23 protein-coding genes are annotated in these 25,648 nt (G+C 62.9%); 8 read left to right on the top strand and 15 right to left on the bottom strand.

Features of this window, described 5'->3' with window-relative positions; translation table 11 throughout:
- Nucleotides 1-105: 105 nt before the first annotated feature.
- Together LVD12_RS03880 and LVD12_RS03885 are read right to left on the bottom strand one after the other, a co-directional pair.
- On the bottom strand, nt 106-522 hold the full coding sequence (locus LVD12_RS03880; RefSeq protein WP_237065897.1) for a TlpA family protein disulfide reductase: 417 nt from the start codon (nt 520-522) through the stop codon (nt 106-108).
- On the bottom strand, nt 506-1,897 hold the full coding sequence (locus LVD12_RS03885; RefSeq protein WP_237065764.1) for a YihY family inner membrane protein: 1,392 nt from the start codon (nt 1,895-1,897) through the stop codon (nt 506-508). Before LVD12_RS03885 ends, LVD12_RS03880 begins: the two co-directional genes overlap by 17 nt.
- A 243-nt stretch (nt 1,898-2,140) precedes the next feature.
- Between LVD12_RS03885 and arsC the strand changes: the two genes are divergently transcribed.
- The 8 genes from arsC to LVD12_RS03925 all read left to right on the top strand — a co-directional run bounded on the left by arsC (nt 2,141) and on the right by LVD12_RS03925 (nt 10,781).
- The gene (arsC, locus tag LVD12_RS03890) at nt 2,141-2,485 is read left to right on the top strand and encodes an arsenate reductase (glutaredoxin) (RefSeq protein ID WP_237065767.1); all 345 of its coding nucleotides are present in this window, start codon (nt 2,141-2,143) and stop codon (nt 2,483-2,485) included.
- Entirely contained in the window at nt 2,485-3,099 is a 615-nt protein-coding gene (wrbA, locus tag LVD12_RS03895; RefSeq protein ID WP_237065769.1) for an NAD(P)H:quinone oxidoreductase, read from the top strand. Before arsC ends, wrbA begins: the two co-directional genes overlap by 1 nt.
- Nucleotides 3,096-3,452: a DUF2069 domain-containing protein gene (locus LVD12_RS03900; protein WP_237065771.1), complete on the top strand. Its 357-nt coding sequence runs from the start codon at nt 3,096-3,098 to the stop codon at nt 3,450-3,452. The genes wrbA and LVD12_RS03900 overlap by 4 nt, the downstream gene beginning before the upstream one ends.
- 141 nt (nt 3,453-3,593) lie before the next feature.
- Nucleotides 3,594-5,456: a signal peptide peptidase SppA gene (gene sppA / locus LVD12_RS03905; protein ID WP_237065774.1), complete on the top strand. Its 1,863-nt coding sequence runs from the start codon at nt 3,594-3,596 to the stop codon at nt 5,454-5,456.
- A 181-nt stretch (nt 5,457-5,637) separates the two neighbouring features.
- A complete protein-coding gene (locus LVD12_RS03910) occupies nt 5,638-6,363 on the top strand; it encodes an RT0821/Lpp0805 family surface protein (RefSeq protein ID WP_237065776.1) in 726 nt (241 codons plus the stop codon).
- A gap of 506 nt (nt 6,364-6,869) precedes the next feature.
- Entirely contained in the window at nt 6,870-7,700 is an 831-nt protein-coding gene (locus LVD12_RS03915; RefSeq protein ID WP_237065778.1) for an HAD-IIB family hydrolase, read from the top strand.
- Between the two features lie 86 nt (nt 7,701-7,786).
- Entirely contained in the window at nt 7,787-9,010 is a 1,224-nt protein-coding gene (locus LVD12_RS03920; RefSeq protein ID WP_237065780.1) for a glycosyltransferase family protein, read from the top strand.
- 13 nt (nt 9,011-9,023) lie between these two features.
- Complete coding sequence (locus tag LVD12_RS03925; RefSeq protein WP_237065782.1) at nt 9,024-10,781, top strand: sugar phosphorylase; 1,758 nt, start codon at nt 9,024-9,026, stop codon at nt 10,779-10,781.
- A gap of 21 nt (nt 10,782-10,802) precedes the next feature.
- Here the strand turns inward: LVD12_RS03925 and LVD12_RS03930 are convergent, their stop codons facing one another.
- The 13 genes from LVD12_RS03930 to LVD12_RS03990 all read right to left on the bottom strand — a co-directional run bounded on the left by LVD12_RS03930 (nt 10,803) and on the right by LVD12_RS03990 (nt 25,573).
- Complete coding sequence (locus LVD12_RS03930) at nt 10,803-12,029, bottom strand: MFS transporter (protein WP_237065785.1); 1,227 nt, start codon at nt 12,027-12,029, stop codon at nt 10,803-10,805.
- Between the two features lie 52 nt (nt 12,030-12,081).
- On the bottom strand, nt 12,082-14,127 hold the full coding sequence (locus tag LVD12_RS03935) for a transglutaminase TgpA family protein (RefSeq protein WP_237065787.1): 2,046 nt from the start codon (nt 14,125-14,127) through the stop codon (nt 12,082-12,084).
- Nucleotides 14,124-15,125, bottom strand: a complete 1,002-nt coding sequence (locus LVD12_RS03940; protein ID WP_237065789.1) for a DUF58 domain-containing protein — start codon at nt 15,123-15,125, stop codon at nt 14,124-14,126. The genes LVD12_RS03935 and LVD12_RS03940 overlap by 4 nt, the downstream gene beginning before the upstream one ends.
- Before the next feature lie 2 nt (nt 15,126-15,127).
- Entirely contained in the window at nt 15,128-16,039 is a 912-nt protein-coding gene (locus tag LVD12_RS03945; protein ID WP_237065791.1) for an AAA family ATPase, read from the bottom strand.
- A gap of 174 nt (nt 16,040-16,213) precedes the next feature.
- Nucleotides 16,214-17,401, bottom strand: a complete 1,188-nt coding sequence (locus tag LVD12_RS03950) for an O-succinylhomoserine sulfhydrylase (protein ID WP_237065793.1) — start codon at nt 17,399-17,401, stop codon at nt 16,214-16,216.
- A 158-nt stretch (nt 17,402-17,559) separates the two neighbouring features.
- A complete protein-coding gene (purF, locus tag LVD12_RS03955) occupies nt 17,560-19,047 on the bottom strand; it encodes an amidophosphoribosyltransferase (RefSeq protein WP_237065794.1) in 1,488 nt (495 codons plus the stop codon).
- 102 nt (nt 19,048-19,149) lie between these two features.
- Entirely contained in the window at nt 19,150-19,650 is a 501-nt protein-coding gene (locus LVD12_RS03960) for a CvpA family protein (RefSeq protein ID WP_069948442.1), read from the bottom strand.
- 135 nt (nt 19,651-19,785) lie between these two features.
- On the bottom strand, nt 19,786-20,421 hold the full coding sequence (locus tag LVD12_RS03965; protein ID WP_237065795.1) for an SPOR domain-containing protein: 636 nt from the start codon (nt 20,419-20,421) through the stop codon (nt 19,786-19,788).
- Entirely contained in the window at nt 20,402-21,670 is a 1,269-nt protein-coding gene (gene folC / locus LVD12_RS03970; RefSeq protein WP_237065796.1) for a bifunctional tetrahydrofolate synthase/dihydrofolate synthase, read from the bottom strand. Before folC ends, LVD12_RS03965 begins: the two co-directional genes overlap by 20 nt.
- A gap of 165 nt (nt 21,671-21,835) precedes the next feature.
- Nucleotides 21,836-22,690 (bottom strand): acetyl-CoA carboxylase, carboxyltransferase subunit beta, encoded by an 855-nt coding sequence (gene accD, locus LVD12_RS03975; RefSeq protein ID WP_237065797.1) that lies wholly within the window; start codon nt 22,688-22,690, stop codon nt 21,836-21,838.
- A gap of 162 nt (nt 22,691-22,852) precedes the next feature.
- On the bottom strand, nt 22,853-23,668 hold the full coding sequence (trpA, locus tag LVD12_RS03980) for a tryptophan synthase subunit alpha (protein WP_237065798.1): 816 nt from the start codon (nt 23,666-23,668) through the stop codon (nt 22,853-22,855).
- Nucleotides 23,669-23,681: 13 nt separating this feature from the next.
- On the bottom strand, nt 23,682-24,899 hold the full coding sequence (gene trpB / locus LVD12_RS03985) for a tryptophan synthase subunit beta (protein WP_237065799.1): 1,218 nt from the start codon (nt 24,897-24,899) through the stop codon (nt 23,682-23,684).
- Nucleotides 24,896-25,573 carry a phosphoribosylanthranilate isomerase gene (locus LVD12_RS03990; RefSeq protein ID WP_237065802.1) on the bottom strand — a complete coding sequence of 226 codons (678 nt, stop codon included), beginning with the start codon at nt 25,571-25,573 and terminating at the stop codon, nt 24,896-24,898. The genes trpB and LVD12_RS03990 overlap by 4 nt, the downstream gene beginning before the upstream one ends.
- Between the last annotated feature and the right edge of the window lie 75 nt (nt 25,574-25,648).

The raw sequence follows: 25,648 nt of genomic DNA on the forward strand, positions 1-25,648 counted from the left end.
GCTGAAGATCTTCCCGGGAGAGCAGAAAAATGTTGGCGGGCATCCTAACAGTCACGGCGCGGACCACTTAATACACATTGGTTATAGCGTTATGCGCCCCGTATTTCATTCCTTTCCGGACCCGAGTCCCAGTGCAGACTCCAGCGAGTCCGCCGTCTGCGGGCCAACCAGTGTCGCCCGCCAGCGGTTGTCGGGCCCAATCACCAGAGTGGTGGGCAGCACCTGCGGCCGCGGGCGCTGCCACAGGCCGGCCGGGTCGTTGGCAAGTACCGGGAATTCAATACCGAGTTTTTCTGCCTGTGCGGCAATTTCCTCTGCGGTCAGTGGATCGTAGTTGACCCCGAGTACCAGCACGTCGTCGTGCTCTGCGGCAATGAAATTCAACTCCGGAATCTCCTCCCGGCAGGGTTTGCACCACTCCGCCCAGTAATTGATCAGCAGCGTCTTTCCGCCGGTATCCACAGTTTCACCGGACACGGTGCGGAACGCCGGGTTATCTGCGCGCTCACAGCCGCTTATCACCGCGGCCAACAACAGACAGACTACCAACGGAGTCCTGTTCAGACTTCGACTTGCCACTCCTTCCTCCACGCTTGTTATCACCGGTTTTACTGGATTTTGTCTGAGCTGTTTTCTTGCCTGATGGCGGCTCCTGCGGTGCCGCGGGAGAACCACCATCCTGCTCCCACGCCTCGCGGAACAGGTCACCGAGCTTCACTGAGAGTTTTTCATCAGCGAAATCCTGGGATTCGCTGAAGCGCTCCTCAACGGCGTCATACCAGGGCTGGCCATGAAAATCCCGATGACTGCGCCCGGAGATCGGGCTGGGGTGCAGCCAGTTGACCAGGTCCATCAGTTCGATTGCGTCCAGGTCGCGGAGCAGCACATAGTCATTGCGCTCGGTCTGGGTCATGACTTTTTCGTCCTGCAGGACTTTACGGATCCGGCGCCACTGTGATGGCTTGATCCCCGCCCTCGAGATATCGGACTCCCGCAAAGGCTGCCCCTGCTGATAACGTTTGAAGGTCTCCCATAAGAGAACCATCGAGGCCATCACATCCGAATACTGCCGCCCCTGGCTCGCGGCGTGATAGGCAGACAGGGTCCTCACCAGCACACAACCGGCCAGCACGATCATCCAGATCAGGTAAATCCAGATCAGAAACAGTGGTACGAATGCAAAGGCTCCGTAGATTGCCTGTACCGAACTGCGAGCCACCATGATGCCGAACAGGTGTTTCGCCACCTCAAAGGCGAAAGCTGTGATGATCCCGCCGGCGATGCCGTGGCGAAATGGCACCCGGCAATTGGGTACGGCGATAAACAGCAGGGTGAAGGCGATGGCATTGAATATCCACGGCAGGATACCGAGCAGAATCGGCAGAAGCCCCAGGGTGTCACTCTCTTCCAGGAACACCCGCTGGGAGAACAGGTAGGTGGTGGCTGCCAGCCCGGCACCGAGCAGGATCGGACCGAGGCTGAGAACCGCCCAGTAGAGCAGGAAACTGGACACGCCGCTGCGCCCGCGGGGAATATCCCAGATCGCGTTGAAGGTATCTTCAATGTTGCGCAGCATCAGCCCCGCGGTCACCAGCAGGATAGCGATACCCGGCCCCGTGAGGCGCTGCGCCTGGGCGGAAAAATTGCTGATATATTCCTGCACTTCCCGCCCACTTTCCGGCACGAAGTGAGAGAAGATCTGCTCCTGCAGCCTGTTTTCCAGGCCGGCAAAGTCCGGGAACAGGGAGAGCATGGCATAACTGACCGTCACCAGGGGCACGATGGCGAACAGGGTCATATAGGTGAGGGCTGCTGCGCTCTGGCGGCAGTTCTTCTCGTTGAAGAGTGCCCACAGCGATACGAGAAAGCGCCGCCAGCGTTGTACGGTCTCCGTCATGGTGTCTTCCGTTTTTCCTGCCCTTCCAGGGCCGCCGGAGTGCGGTGCGGTACCTCAGCCCACCCCCCTGCCCGGCCGTTTGATCCTTTTCTGTCCCCCGACACTCCACAACCGCCGGAATCCCGCCTGCGGGTCTCACCGGGCCGGGGACTTTGACCCACCTTTCACAGGTCACCCGTCCACTGTGAATTCGCTGCAGCTATTCGGTTAGAATACGGCAAACCTTAACAGGATACCGTTGATATGTGGACGATTTACCACAACCCACGCTGTTCAAAATCCCGCCAGACCCTGCAACTGCTGCAGGAAAATGGCATCGAGCCCGAAGTCATCCTCTATCTGGAAACCCCGCCCGATACCAGCACGCTGGCGGACCTGCTCGGGAAGCTTGGCATCGGCGCCCGCGATCTGTTGCGCACCGGTGAGGATGCCTACCGGGAACTGGGCCTGAAAAATAATGCACTGTCCGATGCGCAACTGATCGAAGCCATGGCCAGCCACCCCAAGCTGATCCAGCGGCCGATCGTGGTCAGTGGTAACAGGGCCGTTCTGGGCCGCCCCCCGGAAAACGTGCTGGAGCTGCTCTGATGTCATCCAGCGCAGGCGGGGAAGCCTACGTTCTCGTTCTCTACTACAGCCGCACCGGCGCCACCGCGCGCATGGCCGCGGAGATCGCCCGTGGTGTGGAGTCGGCCGGTATTCCCGCCCGACTGCGCACTGTGCCCAGTGTCTCACCGGATACCGAGGCCAGCCTGCCACCGGTGCCTGATGAGGGCGCGCCCTACTGTACCAATGACGACCTGCGACACTGCGCCGGCCTGCTGCTTGGCAGCCCAACCCGCTTTGGCAATATGGCGGCGCCGCTGCGCTATTTTCTCGACCAGACCGGGGACATGTGGCTGGACGGCAGCCTGGCGGGCAAACCCGCCGGTGTCTTCACCTCCACCGGCAGCCTGCACGGCGGCCAGGAGAGCACCCTGCTGTCGATGATGCTGCCGCTGCTGCACCAGGGCATGGTGATCGCCGGCATCCCCTACTCCGAGGCGGAACTGATGCACACCCGTACCGGCGGCACGCCGTATGGCGCTTCCCACTGGTCGGGTACCGGGGAGACCGGGCTCAGCGAGGAAGAGCGCAGCCTCTGCCGCGCCCTGGGAGCAAGGATTGGCAAACTGGCGCAGAAACTGGAGGGCGGACAGTGAGTAACAACATGCAGCGCAAGGCGGCGCTCGGCTGGCGGCTCAACTGGATCTGTTACGCGGGAATGCTGGTGCTTTTTGCAGCCTGGAACCTTTTCCTGCCGGGCGGGACAATCGCACACTGGCTTCTGCAGACCGTGCCGCTGTTGCTGGTGCTGCCGGGCATGCTGAAAGGCCGGCCGCGCAGTCTGCTATGGCTCTGCTTTATCCTGCTGATCTACATATTCGCCTCAGCCACGATTGTTTTCGACGTAAATGCCCCGCAACGCGGTTGGCAGCATGGCGTAATGCTGGTATTGAGCCTTACTCTGTTCTTTTCCGCCATGATGACCAGCCGTTGGCAGAGGGCTGGCTGAGAGAGTTTCCACTGCAGATCATGACTGCCTGCAGTGACCACACGCAGTTCCGCTACGACACAGGCCGTGGCAGGCGCCGCGGCTTCGCAATTGCAGCAACGCGCCCCGGGCTGAAGATCCCCGCGCACTAAGGAGTGAGGTTTGACTGACAACACACATAAAAAGGGATTCATCCGTCGCTTCTTTGGCGCCATTGGCGGTGCCATCACCTGGCTGCGGCGGGTGTTTACCAACCTGCTGTTCCTTCTGATCCTGGTGTTTGTCCTTGCCGCGATTTTCGGCAAGGAGGAACGGTTGATCGTGCCCCAGGGTGCGGCGCTGAAGCTGGCCCCGACCGGCTTCCTGGTGGATGAGCGCTCCCCGCCCAGCGGCCTGCCTGCATTCCTGGGTGGCCCGCCCGGACCGGTGGAAACGCGGGTCAAGGACCTGGTGGATGCCATTGATTTTGCGGCGAAAGACAAGCGCATTTCGGCCATCGTACTGGAGCTGGATTACCTCATGGGAGGCGGCCTCAGCAAACTCGAAGAAGTCGGTGCGGCCCTGCAGCGTTTCAAGTCTGCCGGCAAACCGGTGTATGCGGTCGGGGACAACTTCACCCAGGCACAGTATTTTCTCGCCAGTCATGCCGATGAAATCTACCTCAACCCCATGGGGTCAGTGCTCCTGACCGGTTTCGGTGCCTACCGCAACTACTTCAAGTCCGCGCTGGAAAAACTGAAGGTCAATTTCCACGTGTTCCGGGTCGGCGACTACAAGGATTTCATCGAGCCCTTTACCCGTGATGACATGTCCCCGGCTTCCAGGGAAAACAACCAGCGCTGGCTGCACGAACTCTGGAGCGAGTACACGGAACAGGTCACTGGCCTGCGCAACCTCCCGCCACAGGCTGTCGATACTTTTATCGAGCAACTGCCCCAGAACCTGCGGCAACAGAACGGCAGCTGGGCTGAAGTCGCGCTCAGCAACCAGCTGGTGGACCAGCTCGCCAGCCGCCGCGTGGCGGTGAAAGACCTGCAGGAAAAAATCGGCATTGGCGAAGACGACAAGAGCTACAAGTCCATCGATGCACTGCCTTACCTGCGCCACCAGCGCCTGACGGAGATCGCGCCCAAACCCGGCACCAACAAGGTCGCCCTGATCAGCGCCTCCGGAGCCATCGTCGACGGCGAGGCTCCCGCCGGCCAGATCGGCAGTGTCACCCTCGGCAACCTGATTGCCGAGGCACGGGAGAAAAAGGTGGCGGCGCTGGTATTGCGCATCGACAGCGGCGGCGGCTCGGCATTCGCCTCCGAGGCCATTCGCCAGGAACTGCTGGCCACCCGCGAAGCCGGAATCCCCGTAGTCGTTTCCATGGGCAGCGTGGCCGCCTCAGGGGGCTACTGGATCGCCGCCGGCGGTGACGAGATCTGGGCGACGCCGTCGACCATCACCGGCTCCATCGGTGTGTTCGGTGCCTTCCCCACATTCGAGGAGTCCCTGGAATCCGTCGGCATCTTCAATGACGGCGTCGGCACCTCGGACCTGGCCGGCACCATGCGGCTCGACCGCGCCCTGCCCGAGCCGGCGGCGGAGGTGCTTCAGTTGGGTGTGGAGAACACCTACGACCGCTTCGTGCGCATTGTGTCGGAGGCCCGCAGCAGCACTCCTGAGGAGGTCCACAAGATCGCCCAGGGGCAGGTCTGGACCGGGCGTACCGCGCAGCAGCTGGGTCTGGTTGATGAGCTGGGCAACCTCAACGACGCTATCGCCGGTGCTGCCAGGCTAGCCGAGCTCGAGGACTACGAACTGATCGAGATCAAACGCCAGCTGTCACCGGGAGAGCGCTTCATGCGCGCCCTGTCGGACAATGTCGATGCCCGCATCGCGGCCAGCATCCAGGCCAACCTGACGCTGGGAGCCTGGCTCAGCAGCCTCGAGCCGGCCCTGCAACCGCTGGCCGAACTGCAGAGCTACCGCGATCCCCGCGCCATCTATGCCCGCTGTCTGCCCTGCCGGGCACCCTGACCTGTCCCGGGGCCCGGTCATCGCCGGGCCCCTCTTGCACACACCACATTCCCGCCGTGACGCCAATCGCAACTTCTCGAAGTAAAGGCTGTCTGTATTCGCCGAGTTGGTAAACTGTCCACCCCGCCGGATGGCACATGCCGGATCGGGCCCGGACAGAAGCATAAGAATCGAGGAAGACATGAAGACATTGACCAGAATGGCCGCTGTATTGCTGTCCTGCGGCCTTGCCGTTGCGGCCGTGGCAGAGCCGCCGGAGGGGCGGGGCTGGAAGAAGCATAAACACAAGCACAAGCACCATAAATACTCCGTAGCAGAGGAAGAATACTGGGACGGCAACTGCAAGGTAGAGCGCGAGTGGTACAGCGACGGAAGCTACGAAGAGGAGCGGGAATGCCGCCCCAGTCGCCGCCACCACCAGCATGCCGTCGTGGTGCTGCCGCCCTGGTTTGACGACCGCGCACCCGAGCCGGAGTACCGTCCTGAATGGCGACCGGCGCCGCAACCCACCGGCACCCGTTGTAACAGTGAGAGGGTCGGTAACGTTCTCGGCGGGCTGATCGGCGGCGTACTGGGTCACCAGATCGGCGGCGGCCGCGGTAAAACTGCGGCGACCATCGGCGGCGCCATTGCCGGTGTCCTGATCGGTGGTGAGGTGGGCCGGCGCATGGACGCCCGAAACCAGGCCTGTGTCGCCCAGGCACTGGAGTTTGCGCCGGAAGGGCAGCGCATCACCTGGGGGGACCAGGGGCAGCAGCAATACGCAGTGACCCCCGGTCCTGTGCGGCAGCATGGAGACCAATACTGCCGCTCCTACACCGCAGAGGTCATCAGTGGCGGGCAGCCGCAGGCCACCCAGGGCTCCGCCTGTCGCCAGCCGGATGGCACCTGGATCCAGTCACTCTGATCACGCGCGCTGATACCAGCCGCCAGGCCGGCCCGAATACGGGCCGGCGTCACATCCTCTCCCTGCCCGACCGCCATCCTGCTCCCGACTATCATCCCACGTCGTACCCACCATCCTCCTCTGATCCGCTGCCCGCACCACAGTGGCGCCACTTTCTACCTCGGTAAGGTCTACGAACTCCCCTGCACCGCCGTGACGCATTAGAGTTTTCCTGCAGAGAAGTGAACACCAATTCGGTGCACTGCTGAATGCCATCAACCGGTAGCGGCCCCAATACCGCTCTGGCAACAACTCCGCCACCACCTGCGGCTTCCGAAGGGGCATGGGGGATTTGCGGCAATACACGCCGTACAGCGGGGATTTCTTCGCGCAAAACGGTTCTGGCACTAAATTTGGATTACCTGATACAGAAGACGCACACAGACAGGGCAGTGATGACAGCGGATCCATCGAACAGGCAAAGTGCTCCCGGAGCAGACAAGGTTTCGGACCACCCCTGGCTGATTGTGAGCGACCTGGATGGCACCCTGCTGGACCACCACGACTACTCCCACGAGCCGGTTGATCCGCTGCTCAGGGCCCTGGATCGAGCCACCGTGCCGGTGGTACTCAACAGCAGCAAGACGATTCCGGAGATGCTTGCCCTACGACAGGAACTGGGTAACCGGCATCCCTTTATCTGTGAAAACGGCTCCGCCATCTTGATTCCCGAGGATTACTTCTCCAGCCCTCCTGCCGAAGCGAAACCCGAGCCCGGCAATACCGGCCTGCTGATCCTGGAGACCGGCAGAACCCGCGATGTGCTGGTGCGCTATCTTCAGGCGGACGCCATCAAGCACGGTGCGCCCTATCTCGCCTTCTCCCAGGCCTCTACCGCGGATATTGTCGCAGCGACCGGCCTCTCCCCGGAGCAGGCCGAACTGGCGCAACAGCGACGCTACTCCGAGCCCCTGCTGTGGCGGGGAACGGATGACGAAAGAGCCGCTTTTCGCCAGCGCGCACGGGATGCGGGCCTGACCACGCTGCAGGGTGGGCGTTTCCTGCACCTGCAGGGCCCTACCGACAAGGGGCAGGCGACAACAGTACTGCGCCGGTGCTACCAACAGGACAGCAACGCACAGGTGCCCCTGATCTGCGCCGGTGACAGCGAGAATGACCTGGACATGCTGGCCGTGGCCGATGTGGCAGTCATTATCCGTGCGGCAGACCGCCCGCCACCTCAACTGGAATCGATTCCCGGACGAAGGGTGATCCACAGCAGTGCCGAGGGCCCCCTGGGCTGGCGCGAGGTCATCGGCGACCTGGTCTTTCCCGACACCACCGCAAGACAACAATAACCACCAGTAAACCGCGTACTCGAGAGAAAACCCCCGGCCAACCCAAGAGAAGAAAAGCCGGACCATTAAAAGCCCAGGAGCGCAATGTGACAGACTTTTTCCAGAATGGCAGCATCACCACCCTGCACAATCTCTCCCGCCGACCACTGGAGGAGATGGAGCGGGAACTGATCGAATTTTCCCGCCAGCGCCCCATGTCGCTGCTACTGCCCTCGCTGTATTCAGAACTGGAGGGCGAGGCGCTGCCAAAGATTCTCGATGAATTGTCCCGCGTGCCCTATCTCTCCGAAATCGTGATCGGGCTCGACCGCGCCGATGAGAGCCAGTACCGGGAGGCCATGCGTGTTTTCAGCAAACTGCCGCAGCATGTGCGGGTGCTCTGGAACGACGGGCCGCGTCTGCGCAACCTGGACGCCAAACTGCAGGAACGCGGACTGGCACCTCTGGAACCAGGCAAGGGGCGTAACGTCTGGTATTGTCTCGGCTATATCCTCTCCTCGCGCCGGGGAGAGGCAGTGGCGCTGCACGACTGCGACATTGTCACCTACGATCGCTCTCTGCTGGCGCGGCTGTTCTACCCGATTGCCAACCCCAACTTCAATTATGAGTTCTGCAAGGGCTTCTACTCCCGGGTAGCCTCGGGAAAAATCAATGGCCGCGTCTGCCGGCTGCTGGTGACTCCCTTGATCCGCACCCTGAAAAAAATTTACGGCCACACGGACTACCTGAACTACATGGACAGTTTCCGCTATGCACTGGCCGGAGAGTTCTCTTTCCGTCGCGATGTGATCAATGACCTGCGCATTCCCAGCGACTGGGGACTGGAGATCGGCGTGCTGTCGGAAATGTATCGCAACTATTCCACCAACCGACTGTGTCAGGTGGATATCGCGCACGCCTACGACCACAAGCACCAATCCGTTTCCTTCCATGACGAACAGGGCGGGCTGTCGAAAATGTCCATCGATATCTCCAAGTCCCTGTTCCGCAAGCTCGCCACCCAGGGCATCGTGTTCTCCTCGGAAATCTTCCGCAGTATCAAGGCCACCTATTTCCGCATCGCGCTGGATTTTGTCGAGACCTATCGTAACGATGCCATCATGAACGGACTCGCATTCGATATTCACAAAGAAGAACAGACCGTAGAGCTGTTTGCCCGCAACCTCATGAAGGCGGGCCAGACCTTCCTGGAAAACCCGATGGAAACGCCATTTATTCCCAGCTGGAGTCGGATTACCAGTGCCGCGCCGGAATTTTTGCTGGAGCTTAACGAGGCGGTCGAGGCGGACTTCCACGAATACAGTCCCTGAACGAGAGAACCCCATGAGCAGTCAACACAGCACCGAGCTACCGATCAGGGAACTGCTGCAACAGAAAGTCTGCGACCACCTGAAGGTCATCTACCCGCACCTGCAGGACTGCGGCCTGGCCGGGGAACTGGTGCAGGTCATGCGCCTGCATGAGGACTGCCAGACACCGCTGCACCACAAAAACCTGTGGGACGAGACCGATATGGTGGTGATCACCTACGGCAACACCATCCAGAACGGCAGCCAGCATCCCCTGAAGACCCTGCACCATTTCCTCAAGACCCACTTCACCATGCTGATCAACAGCGTGCACATACTGCCGTTTTTCCCCTACTCCAGCGACGATGGCTTTGCAGTGATCGACTACCGGCAGGTGGATCCGGACCTCGGCGACTGGAGTGACATCCTGCGCATCAGCACTGACTTTCACCTGATGGCGGACCTGGTCATCAACCACTGCTCCGCCCAGCACCAGTGGTTCCTCAACTTCCAGCAGGACAGGGATCCGGGGCGGGATTACTTCTTCACCGTGCACCCGAACGAGGACCTGACCGGGGTGGTCCGGCCACGCACTACCCCGCTTTTGAGATCAGTACAGAACGGTGAGGAAACCCGTTGTGTCTGGTGCACCTTCGGCCACGACCAGATCGACCTGGACTTCCGCAACCCGAAAGTCCTGCTGGAAATGGTGGACATCATCCGCCTTTACCTGGATATGGGTGTGCGTATTTTCCGGCTCGATGCGGTGGCGTTCCTGTGGAAGAAAATCGGCACCAGCTGCATCAACCTGGAAGAGACCCACGAGATTGTGCGCCTGCTGCGCACATTGATCGAGCACGCCGATCCCAATGCCATCATCATCACCGAGACCAACATTCCGAACCGGGAAAACCTGTCCTATTTCGGCAATGCCAACGAAGCGCACCTGATCTACAACTTCTCGCTGCCGCCACTACTGGTGCACACCCTGGTGAGTGGCAACTGCCACCACCTGAAAAACTGGCTCATGAGCATGCCGCCAGCACAGAACGGCACCACCTATTTCAACTTTATCGCCTCCCACGACGGCATCGGCCTGCGCCCGGTGGAGGGGTTACTCAGCGACGATGAGCAGCAGGCCCTCATCCAGACGATGGAAAACTTTGGTGGCAGTATTTCCTGGCGCGCGCTGGATGATGGCAGTGCAAAACCCTACGAAATCAACATTGCACTTTACGATGCCCTTAAAGGCACCACCGCCGGCGAGGACCAGTGGCAGCTGCAGCGGTTTATCTGTGCCCACGCCATCATGCTGGCTCTTGAAGGTATCCCCGCCTTTTATATTCACAGTCTGGTGGGCTCCACCAATGACTATGCACGGGTCGAGGAACACGGCCACAACCGCGCCATCAACCGCCGCCAGTGGCAGGAAGAGGAGCTCAATGAGAAACTCGCCGACCGCGGCAGCCATCACCACCGGGTGTTCTACCGTCTGCGCGAGTTGATTCAGTTACGGAGGGAACAGGCCGCGTTTCATCCCAATGCCACCCAGTTCACCCTCCACCTGGGGGAACAGATATTCGCATTCTGGCGCCAGAGCCTCGACCGCCGCCAGAGCATTTTCTGCCTCAACAATATTTCAGACCGCGAACAGACGGTGCTGCTGTCGAGCCTGAACCTGATCGGTATCGACCAGTGGAAGGACGTCATCAGTGGGCAGGTGTTCGAGGATATGATCGGGGAGATCACCCTCGCGCCCTACCAGACCATGTGGATTACCAACCGCTGGTAAAGCGCGGGGGATTCGCCGGGCTCAATCGTGGCTCTCATGGCTCTCGACCCGGTAGCGACGCAAATCGCCACTGAGGATCAGCAGCACAAATGCGATCAGGCTGGCGATGCCCGCCCAGCGCAGGGTGGTGAACGGCGCAGCATATTCACTGACCACCCCGGCAGCGAGTGCGCCCAGGGCGGCCGAGCCGAACAGGGCCAGCTGGTAGATGGAGATGATGCGGCTGCGGTACTCCTCAGGCGCCAGGATCTGCACCACCGCGCGCCCCAGCGCGGCCGAGGCCGCCGCCACCACGCCCCACAGGGCACACAGCAACAGCAGCCCCAGTGGCGTTGGACCGAAGCTGATCGCCACCAGCAGGACAGCACTGTAGAGCAGACACATCAGGATACCGCGCCCCGGCTCCTGTCCCTGGCCGCGCCGCAGCATGGTCACCGTCGCTACCACCGTGCCAGCGATGAATGCCAGCTGCAGCGTGGCGTAATAACTGGCTCCCCTGCCATAGTCCTCTGCCAGCAACGGCAGCACCACCAGAAAGACTCCGATGTGAACGAAGCCGTTGAAGGCCACCAGTGCGATCAACTCTCGCAGTGCCGGTCGCTGCCAGGCCTGAACCATGCCATCGACGATCAACGCCAGCGGTAACTGCGGCCGCGGACGGCGCTCCCTTGAGCGGAGGCGCAGGGAGAACAGCAGCAGTGCCGCCACCAGCAGCACGGTGACCTGGATCCCCAGCAGCCGCTCCACCCCCCACTGGTCAAAGCGACTGGCCAGCAGCATGCCCACCGCCTGACCACCATACTGGGCCAGCATCATCCAGGTCACGGTGTGCTGCACCCCGCTGTGTCCGCCCCGCGCCACCGGGCGGTGTGCACTGCGGTGGACGAGATTGTCCCGTGCCGGCTGCAGGAATGCAGTGCAGGTGCCAAGGCTGATTCCGTAGAGCATCAGTACCGGCAGGTTGGGCACACTGTGAGCGAAATACAGCAACAGCGCACCGTGGCAGAGTGCCAGCCCCAGGCACGCGAGACCTGCGACCAGGGCCGGGTCCCGGCGGTCGGCAAGCACACCACCGAACAGCAGGAAAACCAGGTTCGGTAGCAACACAGAGGCCTGTACCCACCCCAGGTGCAGGGCCGGCAAGTCCACCACGGCAACTGCGATCCAGGGCAACAGGATCACCTGCAGTCCGGTGGCCAGCGCGGTGCCACCATAGCCGAGTAGGAATCTGGTCAGTCTTGCCGTCATCGTGCCTTTTTGCCAACGGGTCGTATGGGATTGGAGAGTCGCCGGGGAATGCTCAGGCCTGCGTGCCACCACTGTCCAGCCCGGGGGTGGCAGTGGCACTGGCGACCGGGGATGTCGCCGTCAGCCGCCACTGACGCAGTAACCGAGCCAGCTGCCGCTCAGCTGCGGGCTCCTCCGCGTAGGCCGCGCGCTCGTAAGCGGCGGTGACCGCCGCAGCCATCGCCGCCAGCCGGGGCGCCTCACTGGCGACTCGTGCGGCATAGTCCCGCGGTGCTTCACCCTGGCGGCGCGGGATCCCGGCGCGGGCCATCCTGCGGCAAAAGCGCAGGTACAGGCGCTGTGCCCGCGGCAGCCGTGCACCGCGACCGGTCCACCAGAGCCACGCCAGCAGCAGCACCAGCCCGACGCCCGCCGGCACCAGCAGGAGGATCGCCAGACGCAGTGGCGAGACCTCTCCCAGCACCCGCTGCAGGAGGTTCTGCTGACTGTCGCTGTCAAAACTCACCACCGTCTGGTACCAGCGGTAGTTGATCATGTCCCACTCCAGGCGCAGCCGATTCAGCACAGAAATCCGGTGCAGCGGCAGCAGGGCATCTTCCATGAATTCTTCCGCGGCGGCAGTCTGCAGGCCATCGCGAATACGCTCCGGGGATACGGCAGCGGTCGGGTCGACCCGCTGCCAGCCCCGCGCCGGCGTCCAGATCTCCGCCCAGGCGTGTGCGTCATACTGCCTTACCAGCAGGTACTCCTCCTGCTCCACCCACTCGCCGCCCTGGTATCCGGCGACCACCCGCGCGGGGATACCGGCGGCACGCATCATGAACACGTAACTGCCGGCGAAATGTTCACAGAATCCCTGCTGGCTCTCGAACAGGAACTCGTCGACGGAGTCGGCGCCCAGCGCCGGCGGTTTGAGGGTGTAGGTGAAGCTCCGGTTGAAGAACGCCAGCACCGCCGCGGATATCGAGTCGCCGTCCCCGTGCTCCTCCGCCAGGCGCCTGGCCCACGCCCTCGCCTGCGGATTGCCCTCAGCCGGCAGCTGCAGGTTGCGCCGGCGCTCGAAATCACCGAGTACCGACGATGGGGTCAGGCTGCTGCGCGGCCAGGAGCGAACGTCATAGGCAAAACGGCTGTAAACGGGGATGGAGCGCACCAGGCGGTCGTCGCCGGTCTCCCCCACCCCGTCCGTTTCCGAATGGGGGCGGGCCATGGCAAACAGCCACTGGTTGCGGGTTGGTTCCTGAATCACCCGGTAGCGATACCGTGGCCCCACCTCCGGCAGCGGCTGCTCATTCTCCCTCCAGGAAACCCGCGCGCCCTCGCGGGGATCCACCCCAAAACCCTGGCTCCAGCGCCGACCGTCGAAGTGGGAATAGACCAGGCCACGCCAGTAGCGTTGCTCCGGCGGTGGTACCGGGCCGTCGAAAGCGATCCTTAACGCCGGCTGGTCGGACTTCGACAGGCGGGTGAAGTCCCCCGGGGTCATGGAGTCGCTGATACCGGTACTGGCACCACCACTGTTCTGTGGCACCGCCCACAGCGGCTCCAGCCTCGGCATCACCACAAACAGCAACAGCATCAACGGTACCGACTGCGCCAGCAGGCGCAGGGAGAGACCGAACGCCCGGCGCGGACGGGCACTGAAACCGCCCAGCTGAGCCGCCAGCGCCGCGGTCACGACCGCCGTTGCAAGCACACCATAGAGCGCGTAGGGAATGGTCTGTTCGAATACGAACAGGGTGGCGGCAACGAAATAAGCCAGCAGCAGGCTCAGGAAGGCATCCCGCCGGCTCAGCAGTTCCAGGTTCTTCAGTGCAAAGGAAACGGCCAGCAGCGCCACCATCGGCTCCAGCGCGAACCAGCGCCGGTACGACAGCGCCAGCCCACCCACCGCCACCGCAACCGCCAGCAGTTTGACCAGGCGCCCGGGGAATTCCCGCCGGCCCCGGTAGACCTCGAAGCGCCACAGCACAGCGATCAACCAACCGAGGACGATCCACAGTGGCAGGCGAGCGAAGTGGGGCAGGAGGACGGTGAACTGGGCGGCAAAGATCCACAACAGGCTCTCCCGCGGCAACAGCTGTTCGGGGCGACTCATTCCACCCCCTGCACAGGGAATTCGGCCAGGGCTAACAACGCGCGCTGCCGCTGGGACTCACCCAGTGATGGCTCGAGGCTGGTGCCCGGCAACCGCAGGCCATAGGGGATCTGCGCCCGCTCGGCTTCAAGCACCCAGTGACAGAGGCCGGAGAGGCGAGTCTCCACATCACGGCCAGCGAGCAGGTCCCAGTCGAGCCACAGCCGCGTATCGGCACCGGTGTCGTATTCCTTGCTGTGCAGGTCCCGCCCGCCAGCAAACTGCTTCCAGGCCACATGCCGCAGCGAGTGCCCGGGCTGGTAGGGACGCAAGCCGGCGAAGTCATCACCGCCGCGGCGGCGCTCGGGGCTCCTGCCCTCCCCCGCTGTGGCCCCCAGGGGCAACGATCCCGGGTCCCGGGGCGCCGGGTACACCAGGAATTCGATGTCCAGATCCACATGACTCCAGCAGCGAAACAGACCCAGCGGATAGCGGCTCTGCACCCTGAGCCGGGGGGCCCGGACCCTGCCGCGCCGATTGACCGGCAATGCGACCTCCACCTCTGCCGATTCCGCATCCACCAGGTCCAGTTGCGCCCCGTCCTCGGGTGGCCAGGCGATCTCGATATGCTCCCGCAAGCGATGACCGCTGCGACTGACCGCCAGGCGCGCGCGGGCATAGTCCCCGGCAAAGGTCGGCGGCGCCGCCAGCAGGCGCAGGGTCAGGCCGGAGAGGTTGGCAAAGGTGTGTACCGGCAGTACCGCGAACAGGCTCACCAGCAGGAAGGCCAGGGCGAATACCAGGTTGTTCTCGTAATTGGTGCCGAGCAGCCACAGCAGCAGTATGACCAGCAGGAAACCGAGACCGGCGCGGGAGGGCAGGATGAACAGCTTGCGATGGCTCAGGGTCACAGTGCGGGCTGCCGGCGCCCGGCGCTCCAGCCAGCGACTGGTCAGTGCCTGCCAGCGCGCACGCAGACCCTGCGGGGGAATTTGCCGATCACCGGTGGAGACTCTCATCCCTAGGCAGCAATCACGTCAACCTGGTGCATCAGTCGCTCCACCAGCTGGGAGCCGTCACCGCTCTCGCTGTGCAGGCGATGCCCGGCCACCGAGGGCAGCACGGCCTGGATATCCTCGGGCAACAGATGGCTGCGACCATCGATCAGCGCCCAGGCACGGGCGGCATGCAACAGTGCCAGGGCTCCCCGCGGAGAGAGGCCCACGGTGCAATCCGGGCTCTGGCGGGTGAAGGACACCAGGCGCTCAAGATAGTCCAATACGCTCTCCGAGGCCTTCACCTGGCCTACCAGTGCCTGCAACCGCTTGAGGTCTGACACATCGATACGCGGCTGCAGTTGCCGCAGCTCTGCCCGTGGATCCACGCCCTGGAACAGCGCCCGCTCTGCTTCCCGGGTCGGGTAGCCGAGGCTGATGCGCATCAGGAAACGGTCCAGCTGGGATTCCGGCAGGGCAAAAGTACCGGACTGGTGCAGGGGATTCTGGGTGGCAATGACAAAAAACGGGTCCGGCAATGCGCGGGTTTCACCGTCGACGCTGACCTGCCGCTCCTCCATCGCTTCCAGCAGCGCGCTCTGCGTCTTTGGCGAGGAGCGGTTGATCTCGTCTGCCAGCAGCAACTGGCTGAACACCGGCCCCTCGTGGAAACGGAAGTTGCCGCTGTCCCGCTCGAAGATGGAAACACCGAGGATATCCGCCGGCAGCATATCGCTGGTGAACTGGACCCGGTTGTAGGAGAGCCCCAGTACCTGGGCCAGGGCGTGGGCCAGGGTGGTCTTGCCCATGCCCGGGAGGTCCTCGATCAACAGGTGTCCCCGGGAGAGCAGGCATGCCAGCGCCAGTTTCACCTGGTGCTCCTTGCCCAACAACACCCTGCCGATATCACTGACGATGGCGGAAATAATCTTTTGCACGGCTAGTCCATTACTGCTCAGTTTTTTGTCGCTCGGTGGCGTAATCCTCTACGCCGGCACCGGGTCGGCGGCCCTACCAGTGGGTACCGGGCCGGGGATTCAACCCCACCTTTTATCATAGGTGGCCGCCACCTGCGGTCGGCCGGAGGCGCCACATTCGGCGCCTATCGCGCGTTATTTCGCCAACAGGGCCAAACCCCGCGCCAGGTCCCGCTGCAGGTCCTCGACATCCTCGAGCCCCACGGATACCCGGATCAGGTTCTCAGTGATACCCGCCCGCGCTTTCTCCTCCTCGCTGAGGCGTCCATGGGTGGTGGTAGCCGGGTGCACGATGGTGCTCTTGGCATCGCCCAGGTTCGCGGTCACGGAGAAAATGCGGCAGGCATCGATCACCTTCCACGCCTCTTCCCGGTCGCCGCGCACAGTAAAGCTGAGCACACCGCCAAACCCGGACTGCTGGCTCGCCGCCAGCAGGTGACCGGCATTCTTGGGCAGGCCGGTGTAATTCACTTTCTCCACGCCGGGCTGCTCATCCAACCACCAGGCCAGAGCCAGCGCATTGCGCGAGTGTGCCTGCATGCGCAGGCTGAGCGTCTCCAGCCCCTTGAGGAAAACCCAGGCATTGAACGGACTCATACTCGGGCCGGCGGTACGCAGGAAGATTACCAGTTCATCCATCACCGCCTTCCTGCCGACCACGACACCGCCGACACAGCGGCCCTGCCCGTCCAGGTACTTGGTTGCGGAATGCACCACGATATCGGCCCCCAGGGTCAGCGGGCGCTGCAGGGCGGGGGTGCAGAAGCAGTTATCCACCACCAGCTGGGCGCCGGCACTGTGGGCTAGGTCGGCCAGCGCACGGATGTCTGCCACCTCGCACAGGGGGTTGGACGGGGTTTCCATGAACAACAGCTTCGTATCCCCGTCGAGGGCATCGCGCCAGGCCTGCATGTCGGTCAGGTCGACGAAAGCCACCCGCACACCAAACTTTTCCATATAGCGGGTGAACAATGCCGTGGTCGTGCCGAACACGCTGCGCGAACAAATCACCTTGTCGCCACTTTTCAGCAGGGCCATGCACAGGCTCAGGATTGCAGCCATACCGCTGGAAGTGGCCACTGCCGCCTCCCCCTGCTCCAGCGCCGCGATGCGCTGCTCGAAAGTGCGCACGGTGGGATTGGTGTAGCGGGAGTAGACGTTGCCGGGGCTCTCACCGGAAAAACGCGCCGCCGCTTCAGCAGCGGAGGGAAATACGTAACTGGAGGTCAGGTAGATCGCTTCGGAGTGCTCGCCCTCATCGGAGCGAACCTGGCCGGCGCGCACCGCCAGCGTTTCCAGGGAGTAACCGTCGTCTTCAAACATGCATACACCGTCCCGGGTTGTGGTCTGTACAGACTACTGCAAAGTCCCCGATTGTAAACGATATTGCCGCCAGTTCGCTTCCCTGGAACAAACCCGCAAAAACGAAAAAGCCCGCGGGCTGAGCGCGGGCTTTTTCTCGGAACGGAGTCAACGAAGCATTACAGCGGGCTCTGGTTGCCCTTGCCGCTTTTGGCCTGGTCGTTACGCTCGGCGTGCAGTCGCTGCAGGTACTGCTCACTCACATCCCCGGTCACATAATCCCCATTGAATACGGAGCAGTCGAAACGCTCGATCTCGCTGTTGCCTTCACCGGAACTCTCGATCAGGTCATCGAGATCCTGGTAAATCAGCCAGTCGGCTCCGATCTCCCTGCACACTTCTTCCGTGGTGCGGTCGTGGGCTACCAGCTCCTCGGCGGAGGGCATATCGATACCGTAGACATTGGGGAATTTCACCGCGGGTGCCGCCGAGGCGAAATACACCTTGGCCGCACCGGCATCACGGGCCATCTGGATGATCTGCTTGCAGGTGGTGCCGCGGACGATGGAATCATCCACCAGCAGCACGTTCTTGCCGCGGAATTCCAGCTCGATGGCGTTCAGTTTCTGGCGCACGGACTTCTTGCGCTGCTTCTGTCCCGGCATGATGAAGGTGCGGCCGATATAGCGGTTCTTGACCATACCCTCACGGAACTTCACCCCCAGACGGTGGGCCACGGTCTGGCCAGCGGTGCGGGCGGAATCCGGTACCGGGATAACCACGTCGATATCGTGATCGGGGCGCTCGCGCAGGATCTTGTCGGCCAGGTGCTCGCCCTGGCGCAGGCGCGCCTTGTGCACGGAGACACCATCCATGATGGAGTCCGGACGGGCAAAGTAGACGTGCTCAAAGATACAGGGGTTCAGGCTCGCGTTTTCCGCGCACTGCTCCGCGTGTACGGTGCCATCCAGCTCAATGTAGATGGCTTCTCCCGGGGCCACATCGCGCACCAGGGTGTAACCCAGCACGTCCAGGGCCACAGATTCGGAGGCCACCATATATTCAGTGCCCTGGTCCGTCTCACGCTTGCCGTAAACGAGCGGGCGGATGCCGTGGGGATCCCGGAAAGCGACGATGCCATAACCCACGATCAGGGCGACGCAGGCATAACCGCCGCGCACACGTTTGTGCACTGCGCGCATCGCGGTAAAGATATCCTCGGCCTTGGGCTGCAACTTGCCCAGCTTGTGGAGCTCGTGGGCGAAGACATTCAACAGCACTTCCGAATCGGAATCGGTATTGATGTGGCGCAGGTCCTGCTGGAAGATCTCGTCGACCACCTCTTTCATATTGGTGAGGTTGCCGTTGTGCGCCATGGCGATGCCATACGGGGAATTGACATAAAACGGCTGGGCCAGCGCCGGACCGGAGCTGCCGGCCGTGGGGTAACGCACGTGGCCGATCCCAAAGTTGCCCTTCAGGCGCTCCATGTGCCGCGCGCGAAACACATCGCGGACCAGGCCATTGGCCTTCTGCTGGTTGAGACGGTCACGGTCGCAAGTGACGATGCCGGCGGCGTCCTGTCCGCGGTGTTGCAACAGGGTAAGCGCATCGTAGAGTTGCAGATTGACGTCACTCTTACCGACGATACCGACAATACCACACATAGTTTCAGCCCTACTGGTCGAGCGGGGTGGCGAGACACCCCGGGAAAACATTCATTCAACGAACCGGCAACCCTCCTGGCACTGCCGGTATCCACCTCCGGCTCAGCCGGAAGCGCTCTCCACAAACAGGTCCTTGATCGCCACTGCCAGGTCCCGCGCGCGGTCCTCGAACTCGAGGAAATGCGGGATCAGTACCGATTGCTGCCACCAGCCGTCTTCCTCCACCGGCACCAGCGCCGGCGCCAGGATCAGCAGCGCCATCACCACCACGCCACCGCGCAGCAGGCCGAATACCATCCCCAAAACCCGGTCGGTACCGGACAGCCCGGTGGCTTCTACGAAAGCCGAGAGGGTCATGTTGAGGCCGGCTCCCGCCAGCAGCGTGAAGATAAACAGGATCGCAAAGGCAGCAATGATCTGGAGGGACGGTGTGTCCACGAGATTTGACAATAGCGGCGCCAGTTCATCACGGAACATGGTGGCGACGATGAAGGCGGCTACCCAGGTGAGCATGGACAGCACTTCGCGCACGAAGCCCCGGCTGAGGCCGATCAGGGTCGAGATGGCCACGATTGCCAGAATGGTCCAGTCAGCCCAGTTCATTCCACCTTACCTGCCGCCGGGCGGCTGCCGCGAAGAGCGCGCATTCTAACAGAGTAGCGGCCGCTGACCAGAGCCCTGTGCGGCAGTGCTGCGGATCGCTGGTCAGCGTTTTCGGGCCAGAAAGTCGCCGGGCCACTACTTGAGGCGCATGACCAGGGTCTGGGCCGCGAGCAGCTGATCCAGTTCCTGCTTGGCGGTCTCGGCGTCCGCCCGATCCACCTTGGGTCCGACAAAGACCCGCACGAAAGTGCCCCTGTCTGTGCTCGCAGAGCGGGTGTAGGCCTTGAAGCCCTCATCCATCAGGCGATCGCGCAGGCGGTCTGCCCTGTCCTGCTCCCGATAGGAGGCCACCTGAACGACCCACGAGATCGGCAAGCCGTTCTCATCCAGCACCGGTGCCTGCTTCTCCGGTGCCGGCTCCTCTGCAGAGGGCCCGGTTGCCGGGGCAGCATCGGCCGGCAGCGCCTTTGCGGGCTCAGGTTTGGCTTCCGGGGCCGGCTCGGTGACGGCAACCGGCTGGAAGACGGCCTCAGGCTCCGGAGCGGGTGCTACGTCGTCCAGAGGCTGCGCTGTGGCGATTTCAATGGGCTGGATATCCGGCGCCGGGGGTATCTGGCTGGTGATATCGATATAGCGGGCGCCTTCGCGGTCGAACAGGCTCGGCAAAAAGATCACGGCCAGCGCCAGCAGCACCAGGGCGCCGACGATGCGCTGCTTGAAGCCATCGTTCAGACGCCCCGTGGAGCTCAGGTCATTTTTCTGACTTGCCATCGCCGTGCTCTCTCACGCGCTGTAAAACTTCCGCAACGGTAAAGAAAGAACCGAAGACAAGCAACCTGTCTCCCTCTTTCATGTCGGCCACCAACAGCTCCAGGGCCTCCGTTACCGGGCGGTCATGGGGATCGACATCCTTTAGCGGCGCACCCGCCTTTACCAGCGCACCACGCAGCGTTTCAGCACTGGCTGCCCGGTCATTACCCGGCAGTTCGGACGGCTGCCAGTGCGCCACCCGCCCGACCAGTGGCTCGAACAGCCCCGGCAAGTCCTTATCAGCCATGGCGGCGGTCAGTGCGATGGTGCGACCCGGTATCGGATGGTCGTCCAGCCAGCGGGCCAGATAGGCTGCTGCCGCCGGGTTGTGCCCAACATCCAGCAGCAGCTGGCGACCGTGCCACTCCAATTGCTGGCAACGACCCGGCAGACGGATACGCTCGATGGCCGTGCGGATGGCTGCCTCGCCACCAGCGGGCAGGCTCTCGAGCAGCGCGAGGGCGGTGATGGCGGCAGCGATACTCGGCCGCGGCAGACTCACCGGCGGCAGGGCCACCGTCAGGTCCCCGAACTGATACTGATCCCCCGCCACGGTGAAATCCCGGCCGATGAAACAGGCCGGCGCCGCCTGTCCCGCCGCTGCCGAGGATACCGACAGGGGCGGCTCCGGATCGGCGCAGACGAAGGGGCTGCCGGGGCGCAGGATACCGGCCTTTTCACGGCCGATCACCTCGCGGTCACTGCCGAGCCAGGCCTCGTGGTCGATGGCGATGCTGGTGATCACGGCGACATCCGCATCCACCAGGTTGACGGCATCCAGACGGCCGCCCAGTCCCACCTCGAGTAACGCAAACTCCACCCCGGCGCGCTGGAACAACCACAGGGCAGCCAGTGTGGTGAACTCGAAATAGGTCAGGCTCGTCGCCCCCCGCGCACTGTCGATCACCTCCAGCGCTTCAACCAGAGCCTCATCGGAAACCTCCTGACCATCGATGCGAATGCGCTCGTTGAAGCGCAGCAGGTGCGGGGAACTGTAGGCCCCCACCCTGTGATTGCCGGCCAGCAGCAATGCCTCCATGGTGGCCACACAGGAACCCTTGCCATTGGTGCCAGCCACGGTCACGACTTTCGGCGCCGGCTTCTGTACCCCAAGGGTCTGGGCCACCGCGGCAACGCGACTGAGGCCCAGTTCAATTTCAGTGGGGTGCAGGCGCTCCAGGCGTTTGAGCCAGGACTGCAGATCACTCATAGGATGGATTCCACTTAGACTGCCATGCGGGCAGAGCCTACCGGAGTTCTCGCCGCAAAAGCCAGTGTTTTGCCCGGGCGGGCCAAACGCAAAACGGGGCCCGCCGGGCCCCGTTCCTGCATTCGTTGCATCATTGCCCCGGTACCATCACCGGGTTGATCACTCTCAATCGTTCATGAGCTTGCCCAGCAGCCGCGCCAGCGTATCGCGCATAACGGTGCGGGGAATGATCATGTCGATGGCGCCGTGCTCCAGCAGGAATTCACTGCGCTGGAAACCTTTGGGTAGTTTCTGGCGGATGGTCTGCTCGATGATGTTGGGACCGGCAAAACCTGCACGGGCACCGGGCTCGGCCGCATTGATGTCTCCCAGCAGTGCCAGCGAGGCGGACACACCACCGTACACCGGATCGGTCATCACCGAAATGTAGGGCACGCCGGCCATTTTCATTTTTTCGAGTACCGCTGAGGTCTTGGCCATCTGCATCAACGAGATCAGGGCCTCCTGCATGCGGGCACCGCCGGTGGCCGAAAAACAGACCAGCGGGATCCGCTCCTCCAGCGCGCGCTGGGCGGCACGGGTAAAGCGCTCACCCACCACATAGCCCATGGAACCGCCGTGGAAAGCGAACTCGAAAGCCACCGCCACCACCGGCTTGCCCTTGAGGGTGCCGCGCATGGCGATCAGCGCATCCTTCTCCCCGGTGGCCTTCTGGGCCTGGGTCAGGCGGTCTTTGTACTTCTTCACGTCCTTGAACTTGAGGCGGTCCACCGGCACCACATCGGTGGCCAGCTCCTCTCGACCTTCCTCATCGAGGAAGATGTCCAGGCGGCGTCGGGCACCGATACGCATGTGGTGATCGCACTTCGGGCAGACGTCCAGATTACGCTCCAGCTCCGGGCGATAGAGCATAGCGTCGCACTTGACGCACTTCTTCCAGACGCCCTCCGGCACCTTGCTCGCGCCCGGGCGGCGCTCGGTGCGAATGACTGCGGGAACAATTTTCTCTAACCAGCTCATCTCGTTACCCAATCCCGATTCAGTGTTGGCCAATTCCTGCCTGTCGACGGATGGCGTAAAAGGAGAGAATTAAAACACTATCTGCGGCGATCCACTTGGCCGGTTCAGCCGCTATTTTTGGCTTTCTGGCCAAGCCTGACTTCATGGTCGCACCTGATGCTGTCAGCGGTCCAGCTCGCCGCGGATCTCGGCCACCAATTCGGCCACCCGCTCCCGCGCCAGGGCACCGTCGCCGGCTTCGCCGATCGCCGACACCAGCACACTACCCACCACCGCGCCATCGCCATCGGCACTGACCGCACGGGCCGAGGCCCCATCCTTGATACCAAAACCGACGCAGAGGGGCAGGTCCGTGTGCCGGCGGATACGGGCCAGGTTCTCGCGCACGGAATCCAGGTCCAGGTTGCCGGCCCCGGTGACCCCCTTCAGGGAAACGTAGTAGATAAAACCACTGGCCAGCTCGGTAATTGCGCGGATGCGCTGCTCACTGGTGGTGGGGGTCAGCAGGAAGATGTTACGCAGGTTGCGCGCCGCCAGCAGCTCGCTGAGCGGTCCCGCCTCCTCGGCCGGCAGGTCTACGGTCAGGGCGCCGTCGACGCCCGCGTCACGGGCCGCGTCGGCAAATACCTCGGCACCCATACGCTCAATGGGATTGGCATAGCCCATCAGGATCACCGGGGTTTCCGGATCGTCGCGCCGGAATTCCGCCACCATCTCCAGGCAGCGGCGCAGGGACGCCTTGTGCGCCAGGGCCCGCTCGTGCCCCTTCTGGATCACCGGCCCTTCCGCCATCGGGTCGGAGAATGGGACCCCGAGTTCAATCAGGTCCGAACCGGAGGCCACCAGCTGGTGCATCAGCGGCACCGTGTTCTCGATACCGCCGTCGCCGGCAACGATGTAGGTCACCAGCGCCTTGCGGCCCTCGGCACGCAACGCGGCAAAGCGTCGGTCTATGCGGTTTTCTACTTGCTCGCTCAACCTCGATTCCCCCTCAGACCTCGATGCCGTCAATCGCGGCTACGGTAAAGATATCCTTGTCGCCGCGTCCGGACAGGTTCACGACAATGTTCTGCTCCGGCTTCATGGTGCCCGCCAGCTTGAGCGCATAGGCCACCGCGTGGCTCGATTCCAGTGCCGGCAGGATGCCCTCGGTGCGGGTCAGGGCACGGAACGCATCCAGCGCCTCGGTATCATTTGCGGCCACATACTCGACCCGGCCGATATCCTTCAGCCAGGCGTGCTCGGGGCCGACCCCCGGATAGTCGAGGCCGGCGGAGACCGAGTGGGTCTCGATGATCTGGCCGTCTTCATCCTCCATCAGGTAGGTGCGGTTGCCGTGCAGCACCCCCGGAACGCCTGCGCTGAGGGGTGCCGCGTGACGACCGGTTTCCAGACCATCACCACCCGCCTCAACACCGAACATCCTGACGTCGCCGTCGTTGAGGAAGGGGTAGAACAGTCCCATGGCATTGGAGCCGCCACCGACACAGGCCACCAGTGCATCCGGCAGCTGCCCGAACTCCTCCAGGCTCTGGCGGCGGGCCTCGCGGCCGATCACCGAATTGAAATCCCGCACCAGCTGCGGGTAGGGGTGCGGTCCGGCGACGGTGCCGATGATGTAGAAAGTGTCGTCCACGTTGGTGACCCAGTCCCGCATGGCTTCGTTCATGGCGTCTTTGAGCGTCTTGGAACCGGACTCCACCGGAATCACCTCGGCCCCCAGCAGCTTCATGCGGTAGACGTTGGGCGACTGGCGCTTGACGTCCTCGGCACCCATATAAACAGCGCACTCCAGTCCCAGTCTGGCCGCGACGGTGGCGGTGGCAACACCGTGCTGGCCGGCACCGGTTTCCGCGATGACACGCCGTTTGCCACTGCGCTTGGCCAGCAGCGCCTGCCCCACGGTGTTATTCACCTTGTGGGCACCGGTGTGGTTGAGATCCTCGCGCTTGAGCCAGATGCGCGCGCCCCCGGCGCGCTCGGTCAGCCGTTCAGCCAGGTAGAGGGGCGAGGGACGGCCCACATAGTGCGCCAGGTCATAGTCGAATGCGGCCTGGAATTCCGGGTCGTCCTTGAGGCTTGCATACATTTCCTGCAGATGGTCCAGCGCGTCGATCAATGTCTCGGAAACGAAACGGCCACCATAGGGCCCAAAGTGTCCCCGGGCATCCGGAAAAGCGGAATAATCCACCGGTTTGCGATCGCTCACTTCTCTACTCCTTCACACTTGCCCGCGCCGGCGCGCTCCAGCCCGCCGGCACTCGAAAATTTTCCTGCCTGTTTGGCAGCCTGCACGAATGCCGCCACGCTCTGCGGATCCTTCCTGCCCGGCGCCATCTCAACGCCGCCACTGACATCCACCGCGTCGGGTGCCGCCACGCGGATTGCCTCGGCCACGTTGTCGGGCCCCAGCCCCCCGGCGAGGACGATCGGCCGGCCACAGTCCCGGGGGACCCGCTGCCAGTCAAACGATTCTCCCGTGCCGCCGGGCACGCCTGGCCGGTAGGCATCCAGTAAAAAGCCCCGCGCACGCGGATGGGCCGCCATGGCCGCATACGTATCCATTCCCGGTTTCATACGCAGCGCCTTGATGTATGGACGATGAAACTGCTCGCAGTAGGGTGCGGTTTCCCTGCCGTGAAACTGCAGCAGGTTGAGCGGCACCGCGGTGAGAATTTCACGGACAAATTCGGGGTGGGCATCGACAAACAGGCCAACCAGTTGCACGAAAGGCGGCACTGCATGGGCAATTTCCGCCGCCTGCTCTGGTGTCACGAAGCGCGGGCTCTTGCCATAGAAAACCAGGCCGAGCGCATCGGCCCCGGCAGCCGCCGCGGTTTCGGCGTCCCCGGTGCAGGTAATGCCGCAGATTTTTACTCGCATCGCTGTAACCGCGCTCGACCGAACGTTCATAAGAGAGGGAACTGGCGATACTAGCAGATCGGCGCCAGTCGCGAA

This window comes from Microbulbifer guangxiensis (assembly GCF_021729075.1).
Taxonomy (GTDB): Bacteria; Pseudomonadota; Gammaproteobacteria; order Pseudomonadales; family Cellvibrionaceae; genus Microbulbifer; species Microbulbifer guangxiensis.

What these genes read in the sequence shown, in the direction of transcription:
- LVD12_RS03885 (WP_237065764.1), bottom strand. Translation starts at nt 1,897, where the DNA reads ATGACGGAGACCGTACAACGCTGGCGGCGCTTTCTCGTATCGCTGTGG.
- arsC (WP_237065767.1), top strand. Translation starts at nt 2,141, where the DNA reads ATGTGGACGATTTACCACAACCCACGCTGTTCAAAATCCCGCCAGACC.
- wrbA (WP_237065769.1), top strand. Translation starts at nt 2,485, where the DNA reads ATGTCATCCAGCGCAGGCGGGGAAGCCTACGTTCTCGTTCTCTACTAC.
- LVD12_RS03910 (WP_237065776.1), top strand. Translation starts at nt 5,638, where the DNA reads ATGAAGACATTGACCAGAATGGCCGCTGTATTGCTGTCCTGCGGCCTT.
- LVD12_RS03925 (WP_237065782.1), top strand. Translation starts at nt 9,024, where the DNA reads ATGAGCAGTCAACACAGCACCGAGCTACCGATCAGGGAACTGCTGCAA.
- LVD12_RS03930 (WP_237065785.1), bottom strand. Translation starts at nt 12,029, where the DNA reads ATGACGGCAAGACTGACCAGATTCCTACTCGGCTATGGTGGCACCGCG.
- LVD12_RS03935 (WP_237065787.1), bottom strand. Translation starts at nt 14,127, where the DNA reads ATGAGTCGCCCCGAACAGCTGTTGCCGCGGGAGAGCCTGTTGTGGATC.
- LVD12_RS03940 (WP_237065789.1), bottom strand. Translation starts at nt 15,125, where the DNA reads ATGAGAGTCTCCACCGGTGATCGGCAAATTCCCCCGCAGGGTCTGCGT.
- LVD12_RS03950 (WP_237065793.1), bottom strand. Translation starts at nt 17,401, where the DNA reads ATGTTTGAAGACGACGGTTACTCCCTGGAAACGCTGGCGGTGCGCGCC.
- purF (WP_237065794.1), bottom strand. Translation starts at nt 19,047, where the DNA reads ATGTGTGGTATTGTCGGTATCGTCGGTAAGAGTGACGTCAATCTGCAA.
- LVD12_RS03960 (WP_069948442.1), bottom strand. Translation starts at nt 19,650, where the DNA reads ATGAACTGGGCTGACTGGACCATTCTGGCAATCGTGGCCATCTCGACC.
- LVD12_RS03965 (WP_237065795.1), bottom strand. Translation starts at nt 20,421, where the DNA reads ATGGCAAGTCAGAAAAATGACCTGAGCTCCACGGGGCGTCTGAACGAT.
- folC (WP_237065796.1), bottom strand. Translation starts at nt 21,670, where the DNA reads ATGAGTGATCTGCAGTCCTGGCTCAAACGCCTGGAGCGCCTGCACCCC.
- accD (WP_237065797.1), bottom strand. Translation starts at nt 22,690, where the DNA reads ATGAGCTGGTTAGAGAAAATTGTTCCCGCAGTCATTCGCACCGAGCGC.
- LVD12_RS03990 (WP_237065802.1), bottom strand. Translation starts at nt 25,573, where the DNA reads ATGCGAGTAAAAATCTGCGGCATTACCTGCACCGGGGACGCCGAAACC.